The following is a 12,806-nucleotide window of genomic DNA, read 5'->3' as shown; positions in this document are numbered from 1 at the left end:
CGTTGGCGACGCCTCCACCGATCCCCCTAATTGTACCGTTTTCAGAACTGACGAGTAAACGATTACCCCGGGCCGATACGCGATTCGGGCGGCCTGCAAGGAGGCGCCCAGGCGCCGACCGGACGCATGCGGCAAGAACGCGTCTCAACCGCAGCAAACCGCGTGCTTGAAACGAAAAACCCCCGCTTTTGCGGGGCTTTTCGCCGGCGCGGCACGCGTGCCGACGTCCGTATTTTCTGGTGCCCAAGGGGGGACTCGAACCCCCACGACCTAAGCCGCTACCACCTCAAGGTAGTGCGTCTACCAATTCCGCCACCTGGGCAAACCTGAAACCGCCCGAGCGCGTTACAACAGCACTCGGTAGCCGCGCATTGTAGCGCGAATTATTCCGTCTGGGGAGCCTGCGGCGCAGGTTCCTGCGCCGGTGCCGACGGCACAGTCGCGGCGTCGGCCGGCGCCTGCGGGACCGCGCCCGAGACTGCCGGTGCTGCGGGCACGGCAGCGTCGCCCTGCGGCACTGCCGGCACGGCGGGCGCCTGCTGCTGCGCACCCATCACGCCCAGATCCATATCCAGCGCATTGGGGTTGGCCCGATGCATCGCGTACCAGGCCATGAACAGGGTGATCGAGAAGAACGAGATCGCCAGCCACTTCGTGGCCTTGGACAGGAAGTTCGACGAGCCGCGCGCGCCAAAGACCGTGGCCGAGGCGCCGCCGCCGAAGCCCGAACCGGCCGACGCACCGGCGCCGCGCTGCATCAGAACCAGGATGATCATCGCGATCGCGATGATGACGAACAAGAGGTTGAAGACGAACAGCATTGCGTGGGCGCTCGCAGAACGTGTGGTACGAGGGGCCGCTCAGCGCGCGGCTGCAGCGACGATGGCCAGGAAATCGGCGGCCGACAGCGAGGCTCCGCCGATCAACCCGCCGTCGACATCCGGCTGCGCGAACAGCTCGGCCGCGTTGGCGGGCTTGACGCTGCCGCCATACAGGATCGGCAACGAATCGGCGATCTTAGCATCCCGTGCCGCGATTTCGCTACGGATGAAGGCGTGGACGGCCTGGGCCTGGTCCGGAGACGCAGTCCGGCCGGTGCCGATCGCCCAGACCGGCTCGTAGGCGACGACCGCGTCGGCGAAGGCGGCCGCGCTGACCAGGTCGAGCACCGGGCGCAACTGGGCGGCAATGGCGTCCTCGGTGAGGCCGGCGTCGCGGTGCTGCAGCGACTCGCCCACGCACAGGATCGGCCGCAGCCCGGCATTGACCGCTGCCAGGAACTTGCGCGCCACATGCTCGCTGCTCTCGTGGTGGTACTGCCGACGCTCGGAATGGCCGACCAGCCCGAAGCGCGCGCCGACATCGACGAGCATCGTCGCCGACACCTCGCCGGTATAGGCGCCCTCTTGGTTGCTGCTGACATCCTGGGCACCGAAGGCAAGGCCCTGGGCACCCGCGAAGGCTTCGGCCAGGTCGCCCAGATAAGGCAGCGGTGGCAGGATCACCACCTCGACCCCCGGCGCCGGCGTCGCGGCGATCCGCGATACCAGCGCATTGGCGAATTCACGGCTGCCGTGCAGCTTCCAGTTGCCGGCGACGATGCGTGGACGCATTGGCCATCCTCATGAATGCGGAACGGGGATTCTAGGCGCTGCACCCCAACGGGGCATAGCTGGAGAATCGCGCGGGCCTTCAAAGGCCGGTCTTCACATCGCAAAATAGCCGTAGCCGGCCCTCGCCGGCTTTTTGTTGCGCGGCCTGTTTCGCGTGATGTCCACGATGACCGGAGTCCCCCACCCATGCGCTCTTTCCCTGCCCTCACCGCCCTCGCCTGCGCGCTCGCGCTGGCCCCCACGCTCGCCCTGGCCACCGACGGCTGGACCGGCACCGGCGAGCTCGGCGTGGCCATCTCCAAAGGCAACACCGACAGCGAAACGATCGTGGGCAAGCTCGCGCTCGCCCGTGAGACCGAACTGTGGAAGCATGCGGTGAATGCGTCGTTCCTGTACGGCACCGCCGACGAGGTCGAGAACGCGCGCCGCTACGAGCTGTTCGGCTCGACCGGCTACCAACTCGGCGAGCGGCACTACGTGTTCGGCTCGGCGCGCAACGAGCGCGACCATTTCAGCACCAACGAGTACCAGACCACGGTGGCCGGCGGCTACGGCTTCGAAGCCTTCATGGACGAGCGCACCAAGCTGGTGTTCGAGATCGGCCCCGGTTATCGCTGGGCCAAGGCGCAGGATGTGCGCGTGCACAACAACGAGGCGATCGTCCGCGGCTTCATGGACTTCAGCCATCAGCTCAACGACAACACCCGCCTCTACGACACTCTGCTGATCGAATCGGGCAGCGACAACACCTTCGCCCGCAACGAGCTCGGCGTGCAGGTGAAGATGACCGACGCCCTCGCCCTCAAGGCTGGCTTCGAGATCCGCCACAACACCGAGGTCACCGACGACCGCCAGCGCACCGACCGGCTGACGACGGTGAACGTGGTGTACGGGTTCTGAGAGGCTTTTGATGGGTGCAGGGGCGATCCGAAGGGGCAACAACGCCCGAAGAAGGTTCTCCGCCGAGATCAGGGGATCCTACTTCTGCTCGCTCGATCATGGGGCCATCTCCGGAGCGCGCGTCGCGCCGGCCGGGGACTGCTCCCCGGCTCGGTCAGCCCGCTCCGCGGTCCGGCCCGGCGAAGCACGCCGGGCGTTCGTGCGGGCTGCGCGGCATGCCGCGCGAGCAGCCCGCACTCACCCATGGCTGACTCGCCGCCGCGGGCCATCCATGGCCCGCTATCGCAATCCCCGACCAGCACGACGCACTGAGGCCGACAGTGCGCGACTTCTTCCAGCGGGCGACTTCACATCCACCCGAAGTCGGGTTGCAAACGTCTATGGCAGCGGACTGACAGCCGGTGGCCGCGTCGAGCGCGCCATGGAGGGCGCGCGCCCGAGTCAAGGCAGGGCGAGCATGGATGGCCTGCGCGGCACTGCCGCGCATCCATGCGAACGCCACGCGTGCTTCGCGTGGCCGGACCGCGAAGCGGCCTTGACCGAGGGAAGAGCGGCTTCCGGCTGACAGGCCGGTGCCCATCCGAAGTGGACTCTCATCCGCAGTTGAGAGAAGCACCAAAAGAAACGGCGCCCAAAGGCGCCGTTTCAAATCAGCTATAACGCATCGCGAATCTCGTTACTTGAGCTTGATCTCGCGCAGCCGTTCCTCGAGATAGCCCTGGGCGGTGATCGGCTCGGGGTAGCGGCTCGGGTTGTCGGCAGTGACCGTCGAGGGCAGTACGTCGATCAGGAAGTCCGGATTGGGGTGCAGGAAGAACGGCACCGAATAGCGCGGCTGGCGCGCCGCCTCGCCCGGTGGATTGGTTACCCGATGCGTCGTCGACGGATACACGTGATTGGTCAGGCGCTGCAGCATGTCGCCGATGTTGACCACGATGGTGTCGGCGTCCGAGGTGAACGGCACCCACTCGCCGTCATGCGAACGCACTTCCAGGCCGGCGGCGCTGGCGCCGACCAGCAGCGTGATCAGGTTGATGTCCTCGTGCGCGCCGGCGCGCACGTTGGGGATGTCATCGGCGGTGATCGGCGGATAGTGGATCGGGCGCAGGATCGAATTGCCACTGTCGGTCTTGTCGGCGAACCAGTGCTCGGGCAAGCCAATGTGCAGTGCGAGCGCCGAGAGCACCCGCGCACCCAGCGCATCGAGCGCCTGGTACAGCCCGTAGCCGTGCTCGCGGAAGCCCGGCACCTCGGACGGCCACAGGTTCGGCGGCATCACATCGCGGTACTTCGAGTCGTCCGCGATCTCGCGACCAATGTGCCAGAACTCCTTGAGGTCGAAGTGCTGGGCACCCTTGGCAGTCTCGACGCCGAACGCGGTATAGCCGCGCGCGCCGCCGCCGCCGGGAACGTGGTACTGCAGCTTGGTCGCCTCGGGCAGCGCGAAGAACGCCTTGAAGACGTCGTAGGCCGCATCGATCTGCGCCTGTGGGATGCCGTGGCCCTTGATGCCCGCAAAGCCCCACTGCCGGTAGGCAGAGCCGAGTTCGGCGACGAAGGCGTCCCGGTCCGTGTCGAAGCGTCGAATGTCGAGCGTCGGAATGCGGGCGGTCATGAAAAATCCTCCAAAAGTCAGGCAGCGGCCGCGCGCACCGCGTCGGCCAGTCGATCAAGCGTGGTTTGCATCAGGGCGGCATCGTCGGCCTCGACGGTCACGCGCACGACCGGCTCGGTGCCCGACGGCCGCAGGAAGGCGCGACCGCGGCCCTCGACCGCCGCTTGCGCCTGCGCCAGTGCGGCCTGCACCGACGGCGCCTGGGCCGGCTTGGCATCGCCCGCGTAGCGGACGTTGACAGTGCGCTGCGGCACCTTCGCCAGGCCGTGCAGCGCCTGTTGCAGCGACACGCCGCGGCGGCGCAGCACTTCGAGCACCTGCAACGCACTGATGATGCCGTCACCGGTGCTGGCGCGATCCAGACACAGCAGGTGACCGGAGGTCTCGCCGCCGAGCACGCCGTCGTGTTCGATCAGTGCCTGGTGCACATAGCGATCACCGACCTTGGCGCGCAGGAAGCCGATGCCGGCCTCGCCGAAGGCGCGCTCCAGGCCATAGTTGCTCATCAACGTGCCGACGACCGGTCCCTGCAGGCGCCCCTGCTGCTGCCAGTCGCGGGCCAGCACGTAGAGCAGATCGTCGCCGTCGCGCACAGTGCCGTTGCTGTCGACGAACAGCACGCGGTCGCCGTCGCCGTCGAAGGCGATCCCGAGGTTCGCACCGCTGTGACTGACGCGTCCAGCCAGGCCTTCGGGATGGGTCGAGCCGACGCCGTCGTTGATATTGACGCCATTGGGCTCGGCGCCGATCACCTCGACCTGGGCGCCCAGCTCGCGCAGCACGATCGGCCCGACCTGGTAGGTCGCGCCATTGGCGCAGTCGACGACGATGCGCATGCCGTCGAGATCGAAGCCGCGCGGCACCGAGGCCTTGCAGGCTTCGACATAACGGCCGACCGCATCGCGCGTACGCACTGCCTTGCCCAGCCGCTCCGACGGCACGGTGCGGAACGGCTGGTCGAGCGCCGCCTCGATCGCCAGTTCGGTGGCGTCGTCGAGCTTTTCGCCCTGCGCACTGAAGAACTTGATGCCGTTGTCGTGGTGCGGGTTGTGCGAGGCGGAAATCACGATGCCGCCGTCGGCGCCGAGCGAGCGCGTGAGGTGCGCGACCGCAGGCGTGGGCATCGGGCCCATCAGCTGCACGTCAACCCCGGCCGCGACCAGGCCGGCCTCGAGTGCGGCCTCGAACATGTAGTTGGAGATCCGCGTGTCCTTGCCGATCACCACCTGCGGGCGCCGCCAGTCGGCGCCGCGCGCGCGCAGCGAATGGCCGTAGGCGTTGCCCAGGCGCAGCACGAAATCGGCCGAAATCGAGCCCTCGCCCACCCGGCCGCGGATGCCGTCGGTACCGAAGTATCTGCGGCTCACGCGGCGGCCTCGGAAGGCGCGTCCTGCCGGCTCAGCAACGCGAGTAGACGCGCGATGCGCGCACGCAGTTCGCGGCGGTCGCAGATCTGGTCGATCGCGCCGTGCTCGAGCAGGAACTCGCTGCGCTGGAAGCCCTCGGGCAGGGTCTCGCGCACGGTCTGCTCGATCACGCGCGGACCGGCGAAGCCGATCAGCGCTTCGGGCTCGGCCATGTTGATGTCGCCGAGCATCGCGAACGACGCCGAGGCGCCGCCGAAGGTCGGGTTGGTCAACACCGAGATGTACGGCAGGCCGGCCTCGCGCAAACGGCCGAGGGCGGCCGAGGTTTTGGCCATCTGCATCAGCGAGAACATGCTTTCCTGCATGCGCATGCCGCCGCTGGCGGCGAAGCTGACGAACGGGGTACCGGCGGCCAGCGCCTGCTCGGCGGCACGCGCGAACTTCTCGCCGCCGACCGAGCCCATCGAACCGCCCATGTAGGCGAAGTCCATCGCGCTGGCGACGATCGGGCGCTGCATCAACGTGCCCTGCATCGCGACCAGGGTGTCGCGCTCGCCGGTCGAGCGCTGTGCGGCCTTGATGCGGTCCGAGTACTTCTTCTGGTCCTTGAACTTCAGGATGTCGGTCGGGCCGAGGCCAGCCGCGATCTCCTGCACGCTGCCCGGGTCCAGGAAAGCCTTCAGGCGCGCGCGTGCGCGGATCGGACGGTGGAACCCGCATTTGGGGCAGACCTCGAGGTTCTCTTCGAGTTCGGGGCCGTAGAGCACGGCGCTGCAGCGCTCGCACTTCTCCCACAGGCCCTCGGGGACGCTGCGCTTGCGGACCGCGGCGGCATCGGTGCGGATGCGCGGCGGCATGATCTTCTGCAACCAGGACATGGCTCGTGTACTCCCGCCGGCCCGTACGGGGCCGCGAAGCGCGGAAGTGTAACCGACGGCCGGTGCCGGGCCGCGCCGTTCAGGCAGCGTCGAGCGCGGCCCGCAGCGGCGCCAGGAACGCCCCGGCACGGCGCGCGGCCTCGCCCGGATCGGCGGCATCGGCGATCTCGGCGACCAGGGCGCTGCCCACGACCACGCCATCGGCGTCGGCCGCCATCGCCGCGGCACCGGCAGCGTCGCGGATGCCGAAGCCGGCGACGACCGGCGCGCGACTGGCCTGTCGCAGCGTCCGCAATCGGGCCGAAGCCTGCGTCGGGTCGAGCCGGTCGGAGGCACCGGTGACCCCGGCGAAGCTGACGTAGTACAGGTAGCCCTGCGCCTGGGCGCACAAGGTCTCGATGCGGGTGGCATCGGTTGTCGGCGAGGCCAGCAGGATCAGCGCCAGCCCTTGGGCATCGAAGGCGGCGCGGTACTCGCTGGCCTCCTCGGGCGGCAGGTCCACCAGCAGCACGCCATCGACGCCGGCCTCGCGCGCCTGCGCGGCGAAGGCCGCCGGGCCGCGGATATCCACCGGGTTGAGATAGCCCATCAGCACGACCGGAGTCGTGGCATCCGTCGCCCGGAACGCACGCACCGCATCGAGGACCCAGGCCATGCCGGCGCCGCGTGCAAGCGCGCGTTCGGAACTGCGCTGAATCGTCGGGCCGTCGGCCATCGGGTCGGAGAACGGCACGCCGAGCTCGAGAATGTCCGCGCCCGCATCGACCAGCGCACGCATGACCGGCACCGTCGCCTCCAGCGACGGATCGCCGGCGGTGACGAACGGGATCAGCGCCTTGCGGCCACTGGCGCGCAGCGCGGCGAAGCGGGCGTCGATCCGGGACATCGCAGATCCGGTCGCCGCGCTCACAGCGTGAACCCCTCGCGCCCGGCGATCGTGTGCACGTCCTTGTCGCCGCGGCCAGACAGGTTTGCCAGCACGATCGCGTCCTTGGGCAGGTCGCGCGCGAGCTTGATCGCCTGGGCGATGGCGTGGCTGGATTCGAGTGCGGCCAGGATGCCCTCGGTGCGGGCGAGTTGGTGGAACGCGGCCAGCGCTTCGTCGTCGGTGACGCCGACGTACTGCGCGCGGCCGGCGTCGGCCAGGAACGCATGCTCGGGGCCGACGCCCGGGTAGTCGAGCCCAGCGGACACCGAGTGCGTCTCGGTGATCTGGCCGTCGTCGTCGCAGATCACATAGGTGCGGTTGCCGTGCAGCACACCCGGCCGGCCGGCGGCGATCGAGGCGGCATGACGGCCGGTCGCGATGCCATCGCCAGCGGCCTCGGCGCCGACGATGCGCACGCCCGGATCGTTGAGGAACGCGTGGAACAGGCCGATCGCGTTGCTGCCGCCGCCCACGCACGCGGTGATCGCATCGGGCAGCCGTCCGTACTCGGCGAGCATCTGCGCCCGCGCCTCGCGGCCGACGATGGCGTTGAAGTCGCGGACCATGCGCGGGTACGGGTCGGGACCGGCGACGGTACCGATGATGTAGAAGGTATCGGCGATGTTGGTGACCCAGTCGCGCATCGCCTCGTTGAGCGCGTCCTTGAGCGTCGCCGAGCCCGAGGTCACCGGCACCACCTGCGCGCCGAGCAGGCGCATGCGGTAGACGTTGATCTTCTGCCGCTCGATATCGGTCGCGCCCATGTAGACCACGCACTCGAGCCCCAGGCGCGCGGCGACGGTCGCCGAGGCCACGCCGTGCTGGCCGGCGCCGGTCTCGGCAATGATCCGGGTCTTGCCCATCCGGCTGGCGAGCAGCGCCTGGCCGATGGTGTTGTTGATCTTGTGCGCGCCGGTGTGGTTGAGGTCCTCGCGCTTGAGCAGGATGCGCGCCCCGCCCACCGCGTCGCTGAGCCGCTGCGCGTGATAGATCGGGCTGGGCCGACCGACGTAATGCGCGAGGTCGGCGTCGAACGCCTGCTGGAACGCGGGATCGACCTTCGCAGCGTCGTAAGCGGCCGCGAGCTCGGCGACCGGCCCGACCAGCGTCTCGGCGACGAAGCGCCCCCCGTAGCGACCGAAGTGGCCGGCGGCGTCGGGATAGGCGTGGAAGTCGGTGATCGGAGCGTCGGACATCGAAAGGACACGGCGAAAAGATGACTCGCACTCTAGCGCACACGTCCAAGCCCCGGAACCGATAAGATCTGACCGTTAGCTCAGGAAATCTCACAGATGACCGATGCCGATCTGCCGTCGCTCAACGCCGTGCGCGCCTTCGAGGCGGCCGCCCGGCTGGGCAGCCTCACCCGGGCCGCCGAAGCCCTGCATGTGACCCATGGGGCGGTCAGCCGCCAGGTGCGGTTGCTCGAGGACGCGCTGGGCACGCCCCTGTTCGTCCGCGCCGGCCGCGGCCTGCGGCTTACGCCGGCCGGGGAACGTCTGCGCGATGCGGCCGGCGATGCCTTCACGCGCCTGCGTAGTGCGGTCGCGACGATCCGGCACACGCAGGGCGATGCGGCCCTGGTGCTCGGCTGCCCAGGCAGCCTGGTCGCGCGTTGGGTGATTCCGCGCCTGCCTCGACTGGCGGAGGCCTTACCCGAGTTGCGCTTGCACCTGTCGCCGCACGAGGGCGCGTTTCCGCAGTCGCTGGCCGGCTTCGACGCCGCCTTGCTGATCGGCCAGGCGCCCTGGCCGGCCACCTGGCGCGTACGCCCGTTGGCGCCCGAACGCATCGGACCAGTCGTCAGCCCCCGGCATCCCGAGGTCGCACGCCTGCGCGCACTCGCACCCGACGCCTTGTTGCGCGAGCCACTGCTGCACACCCTGTCGCGGCCGCAGGCGTGGCCCGCCTGGGCGGCGGCCAGCGGTGCAGCGCCGCCCCAGGCCCTGGGCACGGGCTTCGAGCATCTCTACTTCCTGCTCGAAGCCGCGGTTGCCGGACTCGGTGTGGCGATCGCGCCGCAGGAGCTCGTCGCCGACGATCTCGCTGCCGGCCGCCTGCTCGCCCCCTGGGGCTTTGCCGCCACCGGCGCCCAGTGGGTGCTCGCAAGCCCGCGCGATGGCGACGATGCCCGCGCCAACGGGCTGGCGAACTGGCTGTCGCGGGAACTGGCCTGACCGCCGCGCGGCAACGCAGCACCGAACCCAGCTAGAGGACGATGTCCCGCACCGCCGCCACGAACGCACGCATGCGCGCGGCGTCCTTGCGACCCGGCGCCGACTCGATCCCGCTCGATACGTCGACCCCCGCCGGGCGCGCGGTCGCGATCGCCTGCGCCACATTGGCGGCATCCAGGCCACCCGCCAGCCAGAACGGCCGGTCGAGCGTCGCGGGCAGCGCCGCCCAGTCGAAGCGCGCGCCGCCGCCGCCCGGCTCGCCGGCTGCATGGCCGTCGAACAGGAACGCCGCGGCATCGGGCCAATCGCCCAGCGTGCGCAACGCGGCCGCCGGATCGCCGCCCATCGCGATCGCCTTCCAGTAGGGCCGCCCGAAGCCACGACAGAATGCGGCGTCCTCGTTGCCGTGGAACTGCAGCACGTCGGGCGCCACGCCCTCGACGATCGCCGCGACCTCGGCAGCGGCGTTGTCCATCGTCAACGCGACCACCTGCACCTGCGGTGGCACGATCGCGCGCAGCGCCCGGGCCTGATCGAGATCGAGCCGGCGCGGGCTGCGCGCCGCGAACACGAAACCGACACAGTCGACGCCGAGCGCGACCGCAGTTTCGACATCCTCGCGCCGGGTCAGCCCGCAGAATTTGATCCGGACCGCGCTCATGCCGGCAGCGTGACTTCCGCCGGCAGGCTCCATTCCGGCGGATACAACGGCCCCAGAAAGACCAGGCCGGCTGCGGGCGCGGTCGGGCCGGCCAGGCGGCGATCGCGGCCGGCCAGCACCTCGGCGATCCAGCTTTCTGGCTGCGCCCCGGCGCCGACCTCGAGCAGCGAGCCGACGATGTTGCGGACCATGTGGTGCAGGAACGCGTTGGCCTGCACCTCGACGACGACCTCGTCGCCATCGCGGCGGACCGCGATGCGCTGCAGGTCGCGGCGCGCGTGCGGCGCCTGGCAGTGCACGGTGCGGAATGCGGAGAAATCCTGCTCGCCGACCAGCGCCTGCGCCGCACGATGCATCGCGGCCGCGTCGAGCGGCCGTAGTTCCCACGACAGGTATTGCCGGTGCAATGCCGGGCGCACCTGGCGGTTGAGGATGCGGTAGCGGTAATGGCGCGCGCGTGCGGAGAAGCGCGCATTGAACGTGTCGGGCACTGGCTGGCACCAGCGCACGCTGACCTGCGGCGGCATCAGCGTGGTCGCACCGAGCATCCAGGCGCGCGGCGCGCGCGCGGCCTCGGTATCGAAATGCACGACCTGGCATTGCGCGTGGACGCCGGCATCGGTGCGCCCGGCGCAGACCGTGGCCACCGGATGCGCGGCGATTTTCGACAGCGCCGTCTCCAGCGCGGCCTGCACCGACTCCTGCCCGCCCTCGCCGGCCTGGCTCAGCCGTTGCCAGCCCAGAAAACCATTGCCGTCGTACTCGACGCCCAGCGCGAATCGCATCGCGCGATCAGCCGAGCGTGCGCAGCAGGCGCGCGGCCTCGGCCGCGGCGACCGGATCGCCGCCATCGACCACATCCTGCAGCAGGCCGCGCGCGGTGTCGGCATCGCCCAGGTCGATGTAGGCGCGGGCGAGTTCCAGACGCTCGATGCCAGGCGGCGGTTCGACCGCGTCGCCGCGATCGAGCTCGACCGGCGTCTGGACCGGCGCAGGCGCCGGTGGCGCCGCCACCGGCGCGGCGTCGGACGCTGGGGGCGTATCGCCGACATGCCAGGTCGGCCCGCCGGTCGGCGGCACGACGGGCGCTGCGGCCGGTGCAGCGGCAGGCGGTGCCGAGCGTGCGAAAGCGGGCACGGCGTCGGCCGGCTGCGCGGCGGTCGGCGAGCTGTCCGCAGCACTTGTGGTCGTCCGCGCCGGGGCCGCCCGGCGCCCACGGCGACCGAGCAGGAATGCGAGTGCACCGACCACCAGCAGCGCCGGGGCCAGCCACAGCCAGGACCAGGGCGCGCCTTGCGATGCCGTGGCCGCGTCCAGACGCTGCTGCGCAGCCGCGAGGTCGGCGTCCTTCATCTCGATCAGCCGCTGCTGCTGGCGTTGCAGCTGCTCCAGGTCGTCGAGTCTGGACCGCAGTTCGGCAAGCTCCGCGTCGCGCGAGATCGCGGCCTCTTCGGCCTGGTGCGGGTCCTGACGCAGCATGTCTCCTCCAGCGCCGGCCGCGATGCCCGACTGTGTCGCCGCCGGCGCAGCGTCGCCGGCCGGCGGTGTGATCTCGAGCCGGGCCGATGGTGCGGCAACCGCAGCGGGTGTGACAGCGGACGCGGCGCGGGGCTCAGTGGGTGGCGGCGTTGTCGCGGCGGACGCCGCGGGCGCCGCCGTCGCGACCGTCGCGGCCTGCGCCGACGCTGTGGCGGGCCGGCGCATGTCGCGCCACTGCCCCACCTGCTGGCGCACCAGCGCATCGGCCTCGGCGGTGCCGGCCTCGGCCCAGTCGTCGCGCGGCGGCACGCGCAGCACGGCGCCCTGACGGATCAGGTTGAGATTGCCGCCGATGAAGGCATCGGGGTTGTGCCGCAGCAGCAGGACCATCGCCTGGTTGACGCTGATCCCGGCCTCACGCGCGAAGGGCGCGGCAATCGTCGACAGGGTCTGGCCGGGCCGGACGGCCGGCAACGTCTGCGCGCGATCGCTGGCAGGCGATTGGGCGATGCTTGCCGCGGGTCGCACGGGTGGCGGCGCAGGCCTGGGTGCTGTGCGCACTGGCGTTGCGGGCGCCGGCGCCTGTTGTGACGCGGTCGGCGCCTGTGCCTGCAGCGGGGCCGGCGCAGCGGGTGTTTCGGTGGCGGAGACGACCGCCGGCCGCACGATCGCGTCGGCCGGCGCGGCGACGGGTGCCTGGATCGCGGGCTGCGCTTCGGCCGCGACGGTGTCGGGCACTGCGAGCAGCGCCGAGTACTCGCGCACCAGCCGGCCCTGCCCCCAATCGACCTCGACCAGGAAGGCGAGCGCGGCCTGCTGCACCGGTGCGGCGCTGGTGACCCGGATCACCGGCCGACCGCGCGCATCGAGCGCGACGCCGAAGCGCAGGTCCGAGACCACGCCGCGCGGCGGCGCCAGGCCGATGCGGGCGAAGGTCTCCGGCGACGCCAGCCGGGCCTGCAACTGGCGCAGTTCGGCCGGGTCGCTGGAGATCACCGGAATCTCGGCCAGCAACGGCTCGCCCTGCTGCGAACGGACCTCGATGCGTCCCAGTCCCAGCGCCAACGCCGGCCCGGCGACGCCCAGCAACACGCTCGCCACCAGCAGGGGCTGCACGATGCGCGACACGATCTTCCCCCGATCCATCGGACGACTGTAGCGGCCGGCCGCTGCGCTGCGCAACGTTGG

Annotated in this window: 12 protein-coding genes and 1 tRNA gene; 2 read left to right on the top strand and 11 right to left on the bottom strand. The window is 70.5% G+C overall.

Going from position 1 to position 12,806, the window contains the following annotated elements:
* Positions 1 to 237 precede the first annotated feature (237 nt).
* The 3 genes from BEN78_12735 to BEN78_12725 all read right to left on the bottom strand — a co-directional run bounded on the left by BEN78_12735 (position 238) and on the right by BEN78_12725 (position 1,613).
* Positions 238 to 322: transfer RNA gene (locus BEN78_12735), tRNA-Leu, on the bottom strand.
* A gap of 61 nt (positions 323 to 383) precedes the next feature.
* Positions 384 to 821: a preprotein translocase subunit SecG gene (locus BEN78_12730; GenBank protein ID ASR44108.1), complete on the bottom strand. Its 438-nt coding sequence runs from the start codon at positions 819 to 821 to the stop codon at positions 384 to 386.
* Between the two features lie 39 nt (positions 822 to 860).
* Positions 861 to 1,613, bottom strand: a complete 753-nt coding sequence (locus BEN78_12725; GenBank protein ASR44107.1) for a triose-phosphate isomerase — start codon at positions 1,611 to 1,613, stop codon at positions 861 to 863.
* A 186-nt stretch (positions 1,614 to 1,799) separates the two neighbouring features.
* Between BEN78_12725 and BEN78_12720 the strand changes: the two genes are divergently transcribed.
* Complete coding sequence (locus BEN78_12720; protein ASR44106.1) at positions 1,800 to 2,513, top strand: hypothetical protein; 714 nt, start codon at positions 1,800 to 1,802, stop codon at positions 2,511 to 2,513.
* Positions 2,514 to 3,189: 676 nt separating this feature from the next.
* On the opposite strand, the gene BEN78_12715 is transcribed toward BEN78_12720, so the two are convergent.
* The 5 genes from BEN78_12715 to BEN78_12695 all read right to left on the bottom strand — a co-directional run bounded on the left by BEN78_12715 (position 3,190) and on the right by BEN78_12695 (position 8,497).
* Complete coding sequence (locus BEN78_12715) at positions 3,190 to 4,128, bottom strand: flavonol synthase (GenBank protein ID ASR44105.1); 939 nt, start codon at positions 4,126 to 4,128, stop codon at positions 3,190 to 3,192.
* Positions 4,129 to 4,145: 17 nt separating this feature from the next.
* A complete protein-coding gene (locus tag BEN78_12710; GenBank protein ASR44104.1) occupies positions 4,146 to 5,495 on the bottom strand; it encodes a phosphoglucosamine mutase in 1,350 nt (449 codons plus the stop codon).
* Entirely contained in the window at positions 5,492 to 6,373 is an 882-nt protein-coding gene (locus BEN78_12705) for an acetyl-CoA carboxylase subunit beta (protein ASR44103.1), read from the bottom strand. Before BEN78_12705 ends, BEN78_12710 begins: the two co-directional genes overlap by 4 nt.
* A gap of 79 nt (positions 6,374 to 6,452) precedes the next feature.
* Positions 6,453 to 7,259 carry a tryptophan synthase subunit alpha gene (locus BEN78_12700; GenBank protein ID ASR44102.1) on the bottom strand — a complete coding sequence of 269 codons (807 nt, stop codon included), beginning with the start codon at positions 7,257 to 7,259 and terminating at the stop codon, positions 6,453 to 6,455.
* A gap of 20 nt (positions 7,260 to 7,279) precedes the next feature.
* Positions 7,280 to 8,497 (bottom strand): tryptophan synthase subunit beta, encoded by a 1,218-nt coding sequence (locus tag BEN78_12695; protein ID ASR44101.1) that lies wholly within the window; start codon positions 8,495 to 8,497, stop codon positions 7,280 to 7,282.
* Positions 8,498 to 8,593: 96 nt separating this feature from the next.
* On the opposite strand from BEN78_12695, the gene BEN78_12690 reads away from it, so the two are divergent.
* Positions 8,594 to 9,478, top strand: coding sequence for a transcriptional regulator (locus BEN78_12690; protein ID ASR44100.1), 885 nt, complete (start codon positions 8,594 to 8,596; stop codon positions 9,476 to 9,478).
* A 31-nt stretch (positions 9,479 to 9,509) separates the two neighbouring features.
* On the opposite strand, the gene BEN78_12685 is transcribed toward BEN78_12690, so the two are convergent.
* The 3 genes from BEN78_12685 to BEN78_12675 are packed head-to-tail and all read right to left on the bottom strand — an operon-like array spanning position 9,510 to position 12,764.
* Entirely contained in the window at positions 9,510 to 10,139 is a 630-nt protein-coding gene (locus BEN78_12685; GenBank protein ASR44099.1) for an N-(5'-phosphoribosyl)anthranilate isomerase, read from the bottom strand.
* Positions 10,136 to 10,924: a tRNA pseudouridine(38-40) synthase TruA gene (locus BEN78_12680; GenBank protein ASR45123.1), complete on the bottom strand. Its 789-nt coding sequence runs from the start codon at positions 10,922 to 10,924 to the stop codon at positions 10,136 to 10,138. Before BEN78_12680 ends, BEN78_12685 begins: the two co-directional genes overlap by 4 nt.
* A gap of 7 nt (positions 10,925 to 10,931) precedes the next feature.
* A complete protein-coding gene (locus BEN78_12675; protein ID ASR44098.1) occupies positions 10,932 to 12,764 on the bottom strand; it encodes a hypothetical protein in 1,833 nt (610 codons plus the stop codon).
* Positions 12,765 to 12,806: the final 42 nt, after the last annotated feature.

It is taken from the genome of Xanthomonas citri pv. mangiferaeindicae (assembly GCA_002240395.1).
In the GTDB taxonomy this organism is placed as follows: domain Bacteria; phylum Pseudomonadota; class Gammaproteobacteria; order Xanthomonadales; family Xanthomonadaceae; genus Luteimonas; species Luteimonas citri_A.
This window is presented reverse-complemented; position numbering and strand designations above follow the sequence as displayed.

Coding starts and splice junctions, on each gene's coding strand:
- BEN78_12730 (ASR44108.1), bottom strand. CDS start 821: ATGCTGTTCGTCTTCAACCTCTTGTTCGTCATCATCGCGATCGCGATG.
- BEN78_12725 (ASR44107.1), bottom strand. CDS start 1,613: ATGCGTCCACGCATCGTCGCCGGCAACTGGAAGCTGCACGGCAGCCGT.
- BEN78_12720 (ASR44106.1), top strand. CDS start 1,800: ATGCGCTCTTTCCCTGCCCTCACCGCCCTCGCCTGCGCGCTCGCGCTG.
- BEN78_12715 (ASR44105.1), bottom strand. CDS start 4,128: ATGACCGCCCGCATTCCGACGCTCGACATTCGACGCTTCGACACGGAC.
- BEN78_12705 (ASR44103.1), bottom strand. CDS start 6,373: ATGTCCTGGTTGCAGAAGATCATGCCGCCGCGCATCCGCACCGATGCC.
- BEN78_12700 (ASR44102.1), bottom strand. CDS start 7,259: ATGTCCCGGATCGACGCCCGCTTCGCCGCGCTGCGCGCCAGTGGCCGC.
- BEN78_12695 (ASR44101.1), bottom strand. CDS start 8,497: ATGTCCGACGCTCCGATCACCGACTTCCACGCCTATCCCGACGCCGCC.
- BEN78_12690 (ASR44100.1), top strand. CDS start 8,594: ATGACCGATGCCGATCTGCCGTCGCTCAACGCCGTGCGCGCCTTCGAG.
- BEN78_12685 (ASR44099.1), bottom strand. CDS start 10,139: ATGAGCGCGGTCCGGATCAAATTCTGCGGGCTGACCCGGCGCGAGGAT.
- BEN78_12680 (ASR45123.1), bottom strand. CDS start 10,924: ATGCGATTCGCGCTGGGCGTCGAGTACGACGGCAATGGTTTTCTGGGC.
- BEN78_12675 (ASR44098.1), bottom strand. CDS start 12,764: ATGGATCGGGGGAAGATCGTGTCGCGCATCGTGCAGCCCCTGCTGGTG.